This window comes from Bradyrhizobium sp. BRP20 (assembly GCF_020194215.1).
GTDB lineage: Bacteria > Pseudomonadota > Alphaproteobacteria > Rhizobiales > Xanthobacteraceae > Bradyrhizobium > Bradyrhizobium yuanmingense.
In genome coordinates, this window is the sequence record NZ_JADYVY010000001.1 from 433647 (window position 1) to 447926 (window position 14280).

Annotated in this window: 15 protein-coding genes; 9 read left to right on the forward strand and 6 right to left on the reverse strand. The window is 65.0% G+C overall.

Translation table 11 applies throughout. The annotated features are described in order from the left end of the window. Positions 1–73: 73 nt before the first annotated feature. Entirely contained in the window at positions 74–874 is an 801-nt protein-coding gene (locus tag I6F33_RS02075; protein WP_109142329.1) for a bifunctional 2-polyprenyl-6-hydroxyphenol methylase/3-demethylubiquinol 3-O-methyltransferase UbiG, read from the reverse strand. Between the two features lie 322 nt (positions 875–1196). On the opposite strand from I6F33_RS02075, the gene I6F33_RS02080 reads away from it, so the two are divergent. Continuing rightward, positions 1197–2225 (forward strand): glycosyltransferase family 2 protein, encoded by a 1029-nt coding sequence (locus tag I6F33_RS02080; protein WP_225140900.1) that lies wholly within the window; start codon positions 1197–1199, stop codon positions 2223–2225. Positions 2226–2236: 11 nt separating this feature from the next. Here I6F33_RS02080 and I6F33_RS02085 read toward each other — a convergent pair whose 3' ends face one another. Further along, entirely contained in the window at positions 2237–3223 is a 987-nt protein-coding gene (locus I6F33_RS02085) for a glycosyltransferase (protein ID WP_225140902.1), read from the reverse strand. Positions 3224–3472: 249 nt separating this feature from the next. On the opposite strand from I6F33_RS02085, the gene I6F33_RS02090 reads away from it, so the two are divergent. From I6F33_RS02090 to I6F33_RS02100, 3 genes are read left to right on the forward strand one after another with little or no spacing between them, the layout of a single operon-like run. Further along, positions 3473–4576, forward strand: coding sequence for a glycosyltransferase family 1 protein (locus I6F33_RS02090; RefSeq protein WP_225140904.1), 1104 nt, complete (start codon positions 3473–3475; stop codon positions 4574–4576). Between the two features lie 3 nt (positions 4577–4579). After that, complete coding sequence (locus I6F33_RS02095) at positions 4580–5932, forward strand: O-antigen ligase (protein ID WP_225140906.1); 1353 nt, start codon at positions 4580–4582, stop codon at positions 5930–5932. Then, positions 5929–7074 (forward strand): GNAT family N-acetyltransferase, encoded by a 1146-nt coding sequence (locus I6F33_RS02100; protein ID WP_225140908.1) that lies wholly within the window; start codon positions 5929–5931, stop codon positions 7072–7074. The genes I6F33_RS02095 and I6F33_RS02100 overlap by 4 nt, the downstream gene beginning before the upstream one ends. Positions 7075–7095: 21 nt before the next feature. Here the strand turns inward: I6F33_RS02100 and I6F33_RS02105 are convergent, their stop codons facing one another. Continuing rightward, a complete protein-coding gene (locus I6F33_RS02105) occupies positions 7096–7635 on the reverse strand; it encodes an alpha/beta hydrolase (protein WP_225140910.1) in 540 nt (179 codons plus the stop codon). A 121-nt stretch (positions 7636–7756) separates the two neighbouring features. Here I6F33_RS02105 and I6F33_RS02110 point away from each other — a divergent pair, with 121 nt between their 5' ends. Both I6F33_RS02110 and I6F33_RS02115 read left to right on the forward strand, forming a co-directional pair. Further along, a complete protein-coding gene (locus tag I6F33_RS02110) occupies positions 7757–8233 on the forward strand; it encodes an Lrp/AsnC family transcriptional regulator (protein WP_225140912.1) in 477 nt (158 codons plus the stop codon). A 103-nt stretch (positions 8234–8336) separates the two neighbouring features. Continuing rightward, positions 8337–9221, forward strand: coding sequence for a protein-L-isoaspartate O-methyltransferase (locus I6F33_RS02115; protein WP_225126564.1), 885 nt, complete (start codon positions 8337–8339; stop codon positions 9219–9221). A gap of 66 nt (positions 9222–9287) precedes the next feature. Here I6F33_RS02115 and wrbA read toward each other — a convergent pair whose 3' ends face one another. Both wrbA and I6F33_RS02125 read right to left on the reverse strand, forming a co-directional pair. Then, the gene (gene wrbA / locus I6F33_RS02120; RefSeq protein WP_057028278.1) at positions 9288–9887 is read right to left on the reverse strand and encodes an NAD(P)H:quinone oxidoreductase; all 600 of its coding nucleotides are present in this window, start codon (positions 9885–9887) and stop codon (positions 9288–9290) included. 45 nt (positions 9888–9932) lie between these two features. Then, positions 9933–10631 carry a pirin family protein gene (locus I6F33_RS02125; protein WP_225126563.1) on the reverse strand — a complete coding sequence of 233 codons (699 nt, stop codon included), beginning with the start codon at positions 10629–10631 and terminating at the stop codon, positions 9933–9935. Positions 10632–10746: 115 nt separating this feature from the next. Between I6F33_RS02125 and I6F33_RS02130 the strand changes: the two genes are divergently transcribed. Further along, positions 10747–11682, forward strand: a complete 936-nt coding sequence (locus I6F33_RS02130; RefSeq protein WP_035997402.1) for a LysR family transcriptional regulator — start codon at positions 10747–10749, stop codon at positions 11680–11682. Positions 11683–11796: 114 nt separating this feature from the next. Here I6F33_RS02130 and I6F33_RS02135 read toward each other — a convergent pair whose 3' ends face one another. After that, positions 11797–12054 (reverse strand): hypothetical protein, encoded by a 258-nt coding sequence (locus I6F33_RS02135; RefSeq protein ID WP_036021169.1) that lies wholly within the window; start codon positions 12052–12054, stop codon positions 11797–11799. A 255-nt stretch (positions 12055–12309) separates the two neighbouring features. On the opposite strand from I6F33_RS02135, the gene I6F33_RS02140 reads away from it, so the two are divergent. Next, positions 12310–13155, forward strand: a complete 846-nt coding sequence (locus tag I6F33_RS02140) for a hypothetical protein (RefSeq protein WP_146207665.1) — start codon at positions 12310–12312, stop codon at positions 13153–13155. Between the two features lie 134 nt (positions 13156–13289). After that, positions 13290–14279: a tripartite tricarboxylate transporter substrate binding protein gene (locus tag I6F33_RS02145; RefSeq protein ID WP_225140914.1), complete on the forward strand. Its 990-nt coding sequence runs from the start codon at positions 13290–13292 to the stop codon at positions 14277–14279. Position 14280: the final 1 nt, after the last annotated feature.

Sequence of the window (14280 nt, forward strand, 5' to 3'; positions counted from 1 at the left end):
GGTTCGTTACCGCGCGCAGCATGGCCGCGAGCCGTCGTTCGTCCGTTGATGGGCCGCGCACGTGCCATCGCCGTCAGATCCTCCGAAGGATGACGTGATAGTCGCCGCGGCGGACGTCGGTGCCGCGCGGCAGCACGGCGTTGAGCACCGCGGCCCCGGCGTCGACCAGGGCCGCAAACAGCGGCTTGCGCCGGCGCATCTCGGGATAGCGCGGACTCTCGACCTCACGACGATAGATCATCTCAAGGCCGTTGGCGGCCGCGAATGCTTCCAGCCGCGGCAACGTCACCAAGGGATGGAAGAACGTCGGGAACGGCGGCTCGCCCGGCAGGCCGGCGTCCTTGATGCCGCGGATGTGCCGGTAGAACCAGACGTGAAACCAGTGCGGCGAATATTTGGTGACGAACCCGGAGAGCGAGCGCGGATTCGGCGCGCCGATCAGGATCATCCCGCCGCGCCTCAGCGCATCGCGGAAGTTCAAGAGCGCGGCGTCGACATGGGGCAAGTGCTCGATCACGTTGTAGCAGATCACGAGATCGAAGGTCTCGCGGGCGAAGCTGTAGGTCTGGACGTCGCCGAGGATCGCCTCGTCGGCGTAGGTGTTATTGCGGACCTGGTCCTCGTCGATGTCGACCACGGTGACCTTGCTGCGGCTCAGCAATTCCGGTGGCAGAACGCTGCACGAGCCGCCGCCCGCCTCATAGATCGCGAGGCGGCCCTGCGGGAGCTCGCGGCACAGCACGTCGTGGACGGCGAGCAGGCTGTCGCGGGCTTCGCCCGGAACGAGATCATGGAGCGCCTCGGCATATGGTGCAGCCGCGGGGAATTGGATCGCCGTGGCTGTCGCGAAATCGATCGGGGCTGGCTTGTTCATGGATTCTGACCGCGCTTGTTCTATTCAAATTTACAGGAAAAAATGCGCCTGCCCGAAGAGCAAATCCGATGCCGCACCGTCTCACCGGTCGCAGTGCTTACGGCCCGGTTAATGCGCATGCGCATTAACTACGGTATTGTTCATGTTGGAGCGTTGTCGGCGCATGGACCGCCAATTGCAGCACGACGCGCGGCGAACTTGGTGGCTATGTGCCGCGCGGCAGCCGTTCATTTTGAAACGCATCTGTCCCGCGGCGATGTGCCGTCGTGGGACGCGCGATCGAAGCAGGGATTCTTCAATACATCTCGGACATCTAGATCTCATGACATTGATCCCGACAGACCTGTCTGCGGCCCGGATCGCGGATGCCGTGCGCGATCCCAACCGGGAGATCGTGGCGAGCTCTCGCGTCATCGACCTGTCGGTCGGCATCGTCGTCTGCGTTCCATGCTTCCGTCGTCCGCAACACCTGCGCCTGACGCTGGAGTCGCTCGCGAACCAGCGCACCCCGCGTTCCTTTGCCGTCGTCATGGTCGAGAACGATGCGGTGCGGCGCGAAAGCGCGCCGGTTGCCGCGGAGTTCTTGGCCGATGGGAGGCTTCAGGGCGTCTGCCTGATCGAGAAGCGACAGGGAAATTGCCAGGCGATCAATGCTGCCTTCGAGACGGCGCAGCAGCTGTTTCCCGCCGCCACCCGTTTCCTGATGATCGACGACGACGAGATCGCATCAAGCGACTGGCTCGAACTGATGGTCCGCACCGCGGAGGCGACCGGCGCCGAAGTGGTTGGCGGGCCGGTGCTGCCGGTCTTCGACGACGACAGCAAGCCCTGGCTTTCGCGTCATCCCGCCTTCTGTCCCGCCTACGACTACAGCGGTGCGGTGCCGCTGATCTACGGCTGCGGCAATTGCCTGATCACGCGGGCCGCCTTCGAGCGGTTCGACCGTCCCGCGTTCGACCTGCGCTTCAATTTTCTTGGCGGCGGCGATTGCGATTTCTTCGTGCGGTGCCGTGACGCCGGTATGCTGTTCCACTGGACGGCGGAGGCCGTCATCACCGAGACCGTGCCGCGTAGCCGCACCAGCCTCGGCTGGATCGCAAAGCGCGGCTTGCGCATCGGCGCGATCAATTATCGTGTGCAGTACAAAGCCGCCCCGAGCGCAGCAGCGCGGGCGCGGGTGTTTGCGCAGATGCTGGGCCGCTTGCCGCTGTCGCTGCTTCGCGGCGCCGCCTTGTTGCCGTCGTCGAAAGCCGTCGTCGCGATGCATCCCGTGATGGTTGCGTTTGGCGCCGCCCTGGCGGCCCTCGGCCTCGAGCCGAAGCCTTACGAGGCCTCGAAGATCGCGTCCTGACGCGGCGAGGATTAGATACCGAAACGGGCGAGGGCGACCCGGATTGCCGAGCGTGGCAGCGATTTGAGCGACTGCCGGCCGATCATCGCGACATAAGCGAACGCCTGGCGATACCTGCCGAAGCGGACCGCTTGCATCGCCGAGTAGGTGACGAGATGAATCTCGGCGGCAAGGCGCAGCCCGGCTGTCATGTGCTCGGGCAATCTCGCTAGGATCAATCCGTCATCGAACACCCGCGCGATGGCCGGGAAGAAGTCCTTCGGCGTCCGGACCGCGGCGTTCATGGTGTTGGTGGTGTGAAGACGATAGTCGAGCAGCAGCTCTGGCGCGAACGCGAACTCCCCGATGGCAGCGAGGCGGCACCAGCAATGCCAGTCCTCGCAATATTTGAGGGACGTATCGAAGCCGCCGATGGCACGGAAAGCTTCCGCGCGTGCGAGCGCGATGCCGCCATTGACGATGAAATTGCCGGCGGCGAGCCGCGTCAGGACGTCTCCGGACGGCTTCCGGCGCCCCTTCAAGAGGCCGCGCCGGCCGATCTGGCGGCCTTCGCTGTCGATGGTGTTGTAATCGCCATAGACGAGAACGGCGCGCGGCGCGCTACGCGCTGCAGCGAGCAGCGCCGCTACCGCGCCGGGGCGCAGGCGGTCGTCGGCATCGAGGAAGAGCAGCCACTCGCCGCTTGCCTGTCTTGCGCCGAGATTGCGTGCGGCCGATACGCCCGCGGAATCGTTGTGGAACAAGTGCAGCCGCGGGTCACGCATGCCGCGGACGATCGCAACGGTTTCGTCGTCCGAGCCGTCGTCCACGACGATCACCTCGGTGACCTCGCGCTGCGCCAGTGCGCTGGCAAGCGTTTCGCCGACATAGGCCGCAACGTTCTTGGCGGGAATGACGACCGATACCGATGCGCTCGATCCGACCTGAAGCGGCAAGCGCGCGGGCGCTGCCGCGGGGGAGGCGGCTGGCAGTTCGAGAACCTCTTCGGCGGTGATCAAGCTACGGCTCGCCTTTAATGATCCGTTAACCAGGACCCATGTGCCGCGCTGGTAACGCGCGCGATCTACAAGTCCAGCGTGCGCGCATGATACTCGCATTGCGCTCGAGCGGTTGCCGAGAAGGCTCGTGTGCCGCCGGTTTCGTAGAATAACGTTAAGCCGCTGGCATTAAGCCTGTGGCAAATTTGGAAGAGTGCGGCGGCCTGTCCCGTGCGAGAATACGCATCGGAATGCCGCGGATGGAATCCCGTGCCCGCAAACAGGTTCGAACACGCCCCCGATACGATGATCCTGAACCTCTTTTACGAGGACAAGGATGACCGCTGGTTTCCGGGCGACCGGCATCTGCGTCGAATCGCCCGCCGGTTGTTGCTCGGCGAGCCGCGCATGAGTGGCCAGCTGCGCGTGTTCCTCAATCTCTGTTCGGGGCTCGACCGGCTCGGCATCCGCTACCGCGTCAACGATTACGGTTACATCGCGGAACATCCCGACGAGCTTGCCTGTATCGTCGGGCGCACGTTCCTGCTCGACAAGTTCCTATGGAAGAACCCGATCCTGCTCGGCGCAGCCGTCCACAATCATCCGCTCGACGACCCTGATCTATTCAAGCGTCTGCCGGTGAAGAAGGTCGTGGTGCCCGGTCCCTGGTACGTCGATATGTACCGGCCATATTGGCCCGAGACCGAGGCCTGGCCTGTCGGCATCGACACGAATCTCTGGGCGCCGTCGGCTCGAGCGCAAAAGACCGTCGATGTCTTGATCTACGACAAGGTCCACTGGGACCGCGAGCGCTACGCGTCGGAGATGATTGAGCCCGTGCGCGCCCGGCTCGTCAAGGAAGGCCGCTCGTTCACGGAGCTGCGCTACGGCAGCTACAAGGAAGCCGATTTTCAGGCGGCGCTCGCGCGTTCGCGCGCGATGATCTTCCTGTGCCAAAGCGAGAGCCAGGGCATCGCCTATCAGCAGGCCTTGTCCTGCGGCGTGCCGGTGTTTGCCTGGGATCCGGGCGGGCCATGGCGCGACCCCGACTATTATCCGCATCGCGTGCAGTTCGCGCCGGTGTCGTCGGTGCCGTACTGGGACGAACGCTGCGGGGTCAAGTTCACCGACATCGCCGGCTTCGAGACGGGCTGGGACAATTTCTGGGCCGGGTGCACCGCGGGCGCGTTCGATCCGCGCGGCTACATCCTGGACAATCTCACGCTGGAGCAACGGGCGCTGCAATATTACGAGATCGCGCGGAGCATCATGCGGCAGCCCGCGATGTCGCAGACCTCCGCAAGACCCGTTGACGAAGCCTCGGAAGGGTTGAGCCGCGACCCCAAGCTTCACTGGCGTTACCGAATGTCTTGAGCCATGGACCGCAGTGCCGCCAACATGACCGATGTCGAGGCCCGATCGTTCGGCCATATCCTGCGTGATCGCCTCGCAGGGCTCGATGCCGTGCAGGTGGCGCGCTGCCTCGTCGCGGTCGGGGCGCTGCTGCTGGTGCTGGTGACACTCGATCCATTCCCGGACCTGCGCAATCCCGACGTCACCATGATCGTCGGCGGACGAATGGCGCTGACCTATATCGCCTGGGGCCTGCTGGCTGCGGTCGCTATCCTGTGTGTCGCTGCCACCGATGCGCTCGCGCTGAAGAGCCTGGTGACGCCGCTGCATCTCTGCCTGCTGGTCTGGCTTGTGATCAACATCGTGTTCTCCGAAAGCCGCGGCGTTTCGATGCAGCGATTCGTGCTCACGGTTAGCGTGACGTCGCTCGCCATCGTGTTGCCGTTGCTGCCGCCGACGCGGCGCAGCTTCAACCTTTGCCTGGGCGGCGCCGCGCTCGTGCTGCTCGCGCTGTGCTATCTCGGCGTCTTCCTCGCGCCGCAATATGCGGTCCACACGGCGCTCGACGTCACCGAGCCGCAGCTTGCCGGCGACTGGCGCGGCAGCTTTGGCCACAAGAATATCGCCTCCGCCGTGATGACCATCCTGGTCTATGTCGGCATCTACCTGTCCGCCGTCGGCTCGTTCGTGATGGGGCCTGTGATCGCCGTGCTGGCCGGCACCTTCCTGATCTTCACCGGCGGCAAGACGTCCTCGGTGCTGTGCCTTGCGATCTACGTGCTCGCTTCGCTGGTCTATGTCACGCCAAGCCTGTGGCTGAAGCGGCTCATCTGCTTCGTGCCGCTGGTTGCGATGAACCTGTTGACCGTCGGCAGTGTCGTCAGTCCGGTGCTGGCGGCGATGACACGGCTGCTTCCGCTCGATCCCACCTTCACCGGACGCTCCGCGATCTGGGACTTCGCGCTCGCGGCCGTCGCGGAGAAGCCGATCATCGGCCACGGCTATTCTGCGTTCTGGGACGACGTGAGTGCGCGGGCCACCGCGGAAGGAGCCGAATGGGCGACATCGGCGGCGCACAGCCACAATAGCTACCTCGATCTCGCGGTCACGATCGGTCTGCCGGGGCTGCTGCTGGTGATCCTCATCTTCGTGCTCGCCCCGCTCCGCAATTTCCAGACGGCGCAGGCTCACAGCCGCAGTGGCGCACTGGCCAAGCTGTTCCTGACCGTGTGGCTGTTCGGCCTGTACTACGGTGCCACCGAGACCTTCCTGCTCGAACGACAGAATCCGATCTGGTTCATGTTCGCGCTGGCGGCGGCCGGCCTGCACTTCCTGGCGAGGTTCCAATGCATCGAGCAGACCGAGCCCCGCGCATGACCTTCCTCAGCGTTGATCAGCCCGATGATCTTGCGTCCAGCGCGTCGGCCATCGCGGTCGATTTCCTGCGTGACTGGCGGCACGCGGCCTCGCGCCTGAGCGCCGGGCACCGCACCGCCTTCCAGCATGCTAACTGGCTCGGCGCCTGGTACGAGTCGTTTCACGACGTCGCGCCACTGATCGCCGTGATCTCCGATGCTGCCACCGGCAAGGACATCGCAGTCGTGCCGATGATCAGCCATGTCAGGCGCGGCATCCGCATCGTCGAGTTCGCGGACCTCGGCGTCTCCGACAACAACGCACCGATCCTGGCGCTCGATGCCGCGTTGGACGCGGGAACGGCGGACGCGATCAACACAGCGCTGATCGGCGCGTTGCGCGCGCTGCCCGACCGTTTCGATCTGCTCCGCCTGAAGAAGATGCCGGCGGAGGTCGGCGGCAAGCCGAACCCGCTGGTATCGCTCGGCCGGATCGGATCCTCCTCGCTCAACGGCAATCTCGTGTTGATGGGCGACGACTATGGCGGCTATCAGGCCGCGATCAAGCGCCTGCAGATGCCGCGCTGCTGGCGGGTCTTCAGCCGTCTTGCCGGTGCGCGGTTCGAGATCGCCGCCGATGTCGGGCGTGCGCACGAGCTGTTGGACGTGATGGATCTCCAGCAGCAGGCACGCATGCAAAAGCTCGGCTCGCGGTTCGTTCTCAACGACGAGACCCATGCGCGATTCTATCGCGAGGTCGTCCGCCGGGGCCTCGCGGGAGGTCATGCCATGGTCTCGGCACTGGTGTGCGAGGAAGGCATTGTCGCCACCGCGCTCGGCGTCAAGCATGGCGCGACCTATGTCCTGCTGCGCATCAGCCATGGCGGCGATCAATGGTCGAGCTGCTCGCCGGGTCTGCTCGTCACCGAGCGCACCCTGGCGGCGCTGCATGCGCAAGGCCTGCGCCGTTTCGACCTCAGCATCGGCAATCAGGACTACAAGCGGCGCCTCGGCGCCGAGAGGGTGCCGCTGACCGATGTCAGCGTCGCGCTGTCCTGGCGCGGTCTGCCCTTCGCCTGGCGCGATCACGCCGCGCAGGGCCTTCGGCGCTATCCGAAGCTCGCCTCCCTCGCGGCGAGGGCGATGGGCAAGGGAGCGCGCTGACGGGCGCCGTCTGTTTCGCCATCACCTCGGAAGGCCCGCCCGGAAAGCATCCAGCAACGCGCGTCCTTGCGGCCAGTCGCCGAGCCCGCTCGCGGCATTGATGTGGCCGAGCGCGCCCGGCACGATCAGGCCGGACTGCCAGTCCTGCGCCCGCCGCCGTGTCACTTCGACGGCTCCATATGGATCATTCGTGCTCGCGATGATCAGCGCGGGAAAGCGCAACGCGCGGCCGGGGACCGGCTTGAACGCTGCGGCCTCCGCGGGAAAATGGCCGCCATCAGGATCGGGCACGGCGACCAGAAAGGCGCCCGCAATCGCGGAAGGGAAGCGCGCGGCCCAGTGCGCCACCAAAAGGCAGGCGAGGCTGTGTGCGACCAGGAGGGGCGGCCTGGCGCAGCGCGCGACCACGTGCTCCAGGGCTTGCTCCCAGTCGTCGAGCTCCGGCTGGTCCCAGCTCGCCGGCTGGAATCGCGTGAAGCGCGCGTCAGCGCGCTCCCATAGCGTCTGCCAGTGGGTATCTCCGGAGCCGCCGAGCCCGGGCAATGTGATGATGTCGTGCATGAACGTCCCGTGATATCTGAGTTGACCGCAGTGTGACCGATCGCGGTCCTGCATCACATGGCAAGTCATCGGCGAAATCGACCATCTGCCGATGATCTCAAGGTGGAACGGAGAATTGAGTTTGGATCGCTTCGGGAGCATCGATGCCAAGGATTTGAAGATCCTCGAGGCGCTGCAGGCCAATGCGCGCGTACCGTTGTCCGAGCTCGGCCGTTCCGTCGGGCTGTCCCAGCCGGCCGTGTCCGAACGCGTCAAGCGGCTCGAGGAAGCCGGCATCATCGAGGGCTATGGCGCCCGCATCAACCCGCGCGCTCTCGGGCTCGGCCTGATGGCGCTGGTGCGCCTGCGCACCTCGCACGAGCACATCAAGACCTGCCTCAAGCGGTTCAGCGAAATCCCTCACATCATCGAAGTCTATCGCGTCACGGGCGATGACTGTTTCGTGCTCAAGGTGCTCGTTCCGGCGCCGGAGGATCTCGAGACCATCGTGGATCGCATCGCCGGTTTTGGCGCTGTGACGACCTCGCTGGTGCTACGGAGCGAACCCGTGCGGCCGATCGGCAAGGACCTCGTCAGGAAGAAAATGGAACGGAGTTGAGGCGTGGCTACGTCACGGCGCCGTCACAAAAGGCCGCGATTGCGCAAGCCTTCCGATGATCGTCCTCGTTGTGTTATCGTCGCTTCCATTCCGCGGAGGCGACATGGAAGACCGTTCGGCAAAATATCGTGCATTCTATGCGCAGTTGATTTGCGGTGCTGCGAAGGCTGCAGACCCTCGCCTCGAACAGGCCTTTCGGACCATCAGGCGCGAGCCGTTCGCCGGGCCCGGGCCGTGGTCGATCTGTCTCGGCGGTCATCCCTATGTGGTCACGCCTGACGATGATCCCGCCTTCCTCTATCAGAACGCGCTGTTGGCGCTGGACCCGGCGCGCGGTCTCAATATCGGAATGCCCGGTGCGCACGCCTACTGGCTCAATGGCTGCGCCGTGAAGGAAGGCGAGACCGTGGTCCAGATCGGCGCCGGCAGCGGCTATTACACCGCAATTCTCGCGCATCTCGTCGGTCCCGACGGTCGCGTTCACGCCTATGAGATCGATGAACGTCTGGTGGGACTTGCGCGCGACAATCTGAAGGACGTCGCCCATGTGGACGTGCGCGGACGCTCGGGCATCGCGGCGGATCTGCCGGAGGCCGACGTGATCTATGTCTGCGCGGGCGCGGCGCAGCCGGCGGCGGAATGGCTCGATGCGCTGCGGCCCGGCGGGCGGCTGGTGTTTCCGCTCGCGCCCGAAGGCATGTACGGCGGCATGTTGATGATCACGCGGCCGGATGACGGTGCGATCTGGCCGGCGAAATTCCTCAGCCGCGCCCAATTCATCGGCTGCGCGGGATTGCAGGATGCCGAGGCCGGCGGGCGATTGGGCGAGGCGTTCACGAAAGGTTGGGAAGGGGTGCAGTCGTTGCGGAGAGAGGGCGTCCCCGACGAGACATGCTGGTTTGCCGGCGAGGGCTGGTGGCTTTCGACGGCGCCCGCACCTCTACCGACGGAGCCGGTTCGGCCTCACGCCGACATCACGCAGATTTAGCGGTGACCGTATCCCAATTCCGGATTGGGGCGGCATTCCCCGACTGAGAATGCCGCCCGGGTTGCATCAGCCATGCAGCTTTTTGGCGGTCTCCGCGATCTGGCGGCCCTGATAACGCGCGCCGGCAAGCTCGTTGGCGCTGGGCTGGCGGCTGCCGTCGCCGCCGGTGATCGTGGTGGCGCCATAGGGCGCACCGCCCGTGACCTCGTCGAGCTTCATCTGGCCGGCAAAGCCGTAGTTCATGCCGACCACGACCATGCCGAAATGCAGCAGGTTGGTGATGATCGAGAACAGCGTGGTCTCCTGGCCGCCGTGCTGGGTCGCGGTGGCCGTGAAGGCACCGCCGACCTTGCCGTGCAGCGCGCCCTTGGCCCAGAGCCCGCCGGCCTGGTCGAGGAAGTTCGCCATCTGCGAGGCCATGCGGCCGAAACGGGTGCCGGTGCCGACGATGATCGCGTCGTAATTGGCGAGGTCCTCGATCTTGGCGACCGGCGCGGCCTGGTCGAGCTTGTAGTAAGAGGCTTTCGCGACCTCGGCCGGCACCAGCTCGGGCACGCGCTTGATGTCAACGGTCGCGCCGGCCTCGCGCGCGCCTTCGGCGACGGCATTGGCCATCGCCTCGATATGGCCATAGGCGGAATAATAGAGGACGAGAACTTTGGTCATGGTGGTCTCCGTTGGGATTGGGTGAGGTGATTGGTTGCTTGTTCGTCACGCCGCGTCGACGAGCACGAGCTCGGAATCTTCGAGCGCCGTGATCTTCAGCTTGGCCTCGTCGCGGATCGCGGCGCCGTCGCGGGCATTGACGCGGACGCCGTTGACCTCGACAACGCCTGCCGCCGGCACCAGGTAGAGATGCCGCGACGTCTGCGGCTCATACTCCGCGCTCTCGCCCGCCTTCAGCGTGGTGGCGAGCACCCGGGCATCGGCGCGGATCGGCAGTGCGTCCGTGTCGCCCGCAAAGCCGCTCGCGATGGTGACGAGCCTGCCGGAGCGGTCTGCCTTCGGAAACGGCTTCGAGCCCCAGGTCGGCTGTCCGCCGCGCATCGCCGGCTCGATCCAGATCTGGAAGATCCGCGTCCTGGTCGGCTCGAGATTGTACTCGGAGTGGCGGATGCCGCTGCCGGCGCTCATCACCTGCACGTCGCCCGCTTCGGTGCGGCCCTCGTTGCCGAGGCTGTCCTGATGGGTGATCGCGCCCTCGCGCACATAGGTGATGATCTCCATGTTGGCGTGGGGATGGGCGGGAAAGCCGGTGTTCGGCGCGATCTCGTCGTCATTCCACACCCGCAAGGCGCCGTGGCCCATGTTGTTCGGGTCGTAATGGCCAGCGAACGAGAAATGATGCTTGGCCTTGAGCCAGCCGTGATCGGCGCCGCCGAGCTTTTCGAAAGGTCTGAGTTCGATCATCTGTGCAATTCCTTGATGTCGGATTGACCTGTTGGATAAGCCTTCGCCTGTGGTATAGAAATAGAAACTGTCGAAACGCATTGTTTCCTTAAATGCCCCATCAGGACCGGCTGCCATGGCAAAACTTCCAGATTTCGAAGCGCTCGCGATCTTCGCCAAAGTCGTGGAGCTGCGATCATTTGCGGGGGCTGCGAGCGAGCTTGGGATGTCCAAGGCCACGGTGTCCAAGGCGGTCACGCGATTGGAGGAGCGGCTCGGCGCGCGGCTGTTCAACCGCACCTCGCGCCGGCTCGCGCTGACCGATGCCGGCCACAAGCTGGCCGAACGCGCGACGCGCCTCTTGGCCGACGGCGAGGCCGCTGAGAACGAGGCCTTGGCGCAGTCGGTGGCGCCGCGCGGCCTGGTGCGGCTCGCCGTCCCCATGACGTTCGGCATCAAGGCGGTGGCGCCGCTGCTGCCCGAGTTCTTCCAGGCCTATCCGGAAGTCTCCGTCGATCTGCATTTGAGCGATGCGACCGTCGACCTGATCGGCGAAGGTTTCGACATGGCGGTGCGGATCGCGCGGCTGCCGGACTCTTCGCTGATCGCGCGGCGGCTCTTCACCATGCCGCGCTACACGGTCGCCGCGCCGTCCTATCTCAAGAAGCACGGCCGGCCGACGCACCCGATGCATCTCGCCGCGCACAAATGCTTCAGCTACGCCTATCTCTCCACGCCCAACGCCTGGCACTACACCAATTCGGCCGGCGAGCAGGCCAGCGTGCGCCCGGGCGGCCAGCTTCGCGTCAACAACGGCGAAGCCGTGATGCCGGCGTTGATCGCGGGGCTCGGCATCGCCGAGCTGCCGGAATTCATCGTCGGCGAGGCGATCTCGTCGGGCGAGGTCGAAGTCATCCTGAAGGACTGGAAGCAGGCCGAAGGCGCCGTGCACCTCGTTACCCCGCCCGGCGGCCCCCGCCCCGCGCGCGTCGAAGCGCTCGCCGATTTCCTGGCAGCGAAGCTGCCGGGCACATGCAAGCGGCGGCCGCGCGGGAAAAGCAAAGCGTCGTAGGAGCGCGCGCGGCTTCAACGCTCTCCGTCATTGCGAGCGCAGCGAAGCAATCCAGCATGTCTCCTCGGAGAGATTCTGGATTGCTTCGTCGCAAGAGCTCCTCGCAATGACGAACTACGACACCTTCACGCCATGGATCGCGACGACGCGCAGGCTTGGCTTCAGCGTCCCCTCCAATTGCGCCTTCAATTCGTGAACGCGTGGGTCGCTCGACCGCGCCGCACACACACCATATTGATGGACGGATCGCGCCAGCGCGCGCCGCGCTTCCGGCGTTCCCGTCAATTCGGGCGTCGAAAGCCGCAACACGATCGCTGCGAGATTCACCAGCATCTCGTCCAGCGCAACGTCGATAGTCGCCAGATTCCGCATCATCCACTCTCCCTGGGAAGGCAACAGCGGGCCCGGACATGCGTTCCTGAAGGAGCCCGATATGGCTAACGGTTCGTAAACGTCTTGTTCTTGCCGCCTGGCGCGTTAGCCTGGCAGCGAAACAAGAAAATCAGGCGAGGGCAAATCATGGATCGACGCGGTCTCTTGCGTGCGGCTGCGGCATTGCCGCTGACGGAGTTTTTGCCCAGGCAGTTTGCCAAGTTGAAGAAACGCTAGGGCCCTCGCGTTGCGGTCATGAACTTTGTTGTCTATACCCGCGCCGCGTTCTGTTTCCTGCTTCCCGTTTCTCAACAACCCGACGACCGCTACATGATGCTTCGTCTTATTTGCCTCTTCCTCTTCGCACTGTGCCTGGCCGGCCCCGCGCAGGCGCAAACCAACCAGCCGGCGACGGTTGCCAAGCCGGCAAAGAACGCGCCTCCCAAGCCGGCACCTGCTTCGCAGTCCACGCCGCAAGCTGCAGGACCGTGCGTCGGCGTGATATCGCTGCTGGGCGATCGCTTCATCGTGAAGAAGATCGGCGTGACCGTGTTCGGCAACGAGAACAAGGAGGTTCCGGTCGACGGTTTCGGGCTCGATGACCTCGTTGTCGAACGTGTGAGGGCCGCGGTCGGCTCTGGTTTTGTCGTCCGCAGGATCGCTGCCGATAGATCCGCATTCAGTTCCTACGATCCCGGGCTTGGCATGTTCGTTCGCAGCGACAAGGCCGGCGCCATCGTCCGCCAAGTTGCCGGTCAGGCCGGATGCAAACGCTATGTCGTCGTGATCAAGGGAATACGCCAGGGTGGATTCTTCGGCATCGGTGTCATGAAGGTCAGCCCGCTGTACGACATCGCCGACATCTACGCGGTCATACGGATCTACGTTCATGACGGGCAAAGCTTCGATATTCTGAAGAGCGGCGAAGGCTCGATCAGCGGAAGCAACTTTATGACCGGGCCGCCGACGCTGCGTATCGATTGGGCGCAGTGGCCAGAACCGCCGGAAGCCGCCAACAATCCAGTGATGCGCGCGTCGACGCGGCAACTGCTCGGCAACGTCCTCGACAAGAGCCTGCCCACCCTGTTGCAGTCGCAGTAGTTGGGGAGATGCGGCCAACCGGCCGCCCCCTCCAGGCCCCGCCGGGGAGGGTGCAAGCGCACGGCTATCGCAACACAATCCATTCCGGTTAGGCTGCCTCCCAATCACGAAAACAATCGGGGAGGTACCCACCAATGAACCGCCGCGAACTTCTGAAGGCCGCTGCCGTGCTGCCCCTAGCACAGGCCGCTTGCTCTCGATCAAGCTTTGCCCAAGCTCTTTACCCCTCGCGCAACATCACCATGATCGTTCCGTTCCCGGCCGGCGGACAGGCCGATCTCGCTGCGCGACCGGTCGCGACGGCATTGGAGCGGATCCTCGGCAAGCCTGTGATCGTCGACAACCGGGCGGGAGGCGGCGGCGGATCGGTCGGCAATGCCGCGGCCGCGCGTGCCGAGCCCGACGGTTACACGCTGCTGATGACGCTGTCCTCGCTCGCGGTGCTCCCCGAGGCCGACCGGCTGTTCGACCGACCCGTCGCCTACGAGGTCTCGCAGTTCATGCCGATCGCGCGCGTGCTCGCCGATCCCACGCTGCTCGCGGTGCCGGCCTCGGCGCCCTGGAGAACCGCGCAGGATTTCGTCGAGGATGCGAAGAAGCGGCCGGGCCAGATCGCCTATGGCTCGTCCGGGCCGTACGGCACGCTGCACGTGGCCATGGAGATGTTCGCAAACAGCGCTGGCATCAAGCTGCTGCACGTGCCGTTCCGCGGTGCAGGTCCTGCGCTGACCGCGATCCTCGGCGGCACCGTGCAGGCGATCGCCGCCGCACCTGGCACGCTGAAGCCGCAGGTCGAAGACGGCAGGCTGCGCGTGCTCGGCAATTGCGGCGCGCAGCGCATCGCGAGCTTCCCTGATGTGCCGACCTTCCAGGAGCTCGGCTACAAGGATGTCGAGTTTTACATCTGGGCCGGGCTGTTCGCGCAGAGCGCTCTCCCTGCGCCGATCGCGATCCGCCTGCGCGAGGCGATGACGCAAGTGATGACGAGCCCTGATGTGCTCAAGGCATTCGAGACCTCGGGCAGCCTCGTCGCCTATCAGGACGCGCCGGCCTTCTCTGAGTTCGTCGCGACCGACAGCAAGCGGCTGATCGCGGCGGTGAAGAAGATCGGCAAGGTGGAGTAGG

Bases quoted from the DNA above. Each gene is read 5' to 3' on its own strand.
- I6F33_RS02145 (WP_225140914.1), top strand. From the start codon at position 13,290: ATGAACCGCCGCGAACTTCTGAAGGCCGCTGCCGTGCTGCCCCTAGCA.
- wrbA (WP_057028278.1), bottom strand. From the start codon at position 9,887: ATGACCAAAGTTCTCGTCCTCTATTATTCCGCCTATGGCCATATCGAG.
- I6F33_RS02130 (WP_035997402.1), top strand. From the start codon at position 10,747: ATGGCAAAACTTCCAGATTTCGAAGCGCTCGCGATCTTCGCCAAAGTC.
- I6F33_RS02080 (WP_225140900.1), top strand. From the start codon at position 1,197: ATGACATTGATCCCGACAGACCTGTCTGCGGCCCGGATCGCGGATGCC.
- I6F33_RS02105 (WP_225140910.1), bottom strand. From the start codon at position 7,635: ATGCACGACATCATCACATTGCCCGGGCTCGGCGGCTCCGGAGATACC.
- I6F33_RS02075 (WP_109142329.1), bottom strand. From the start codon at position 874: ATGAACAAGCCAGCCCCGATCGATTTCGCGACAGCCACGGCGATCCAA.
- I6F33_RS02125 (WP_225126563.1), bottom strand. From the start codon at position 10,631: ATGATCGAACTCAGACCTTTCGAAAAGCTCGGCGGCGCCGATCACGGC.
- I6F33_RS02140 (WP_146207665.1), top strand. From the start codon at position 12,310: ATGAACTTTGTTGTCTATACCCGCGCCGCGTTCTGTTTCCTGCTTCCC.
- I6F33_RS02135 (WP_036021169.1), bottom strand. From the start codon at position 12,054: ATGCGGAATCTGGCGACTATCGACGTTGCGCTGGACGAGATGCTGGTG.
- I6F33_RS02100 (WP_225140908.1), top strand. From the start codon at position 5,929: ATGACCTTCCTCAGCGTTGATCAGCCCGATGATCTTGCGTCCAGCGCG.
- I6F33_RS02115 (WP_225126564.1), top strand. From the start codon at position 8,337: ATGGAAGACCGTTCGGCAAAATATCGTGCATTCTATGCGCAGTTGATT.
- I6F33_RS02095 (WP_225140906.1), top strand. From the start codon at position 4,580: ATGGACCGCAGTGCCGCCAACATGACCGATGTCGAGGCCCGATCGTTC.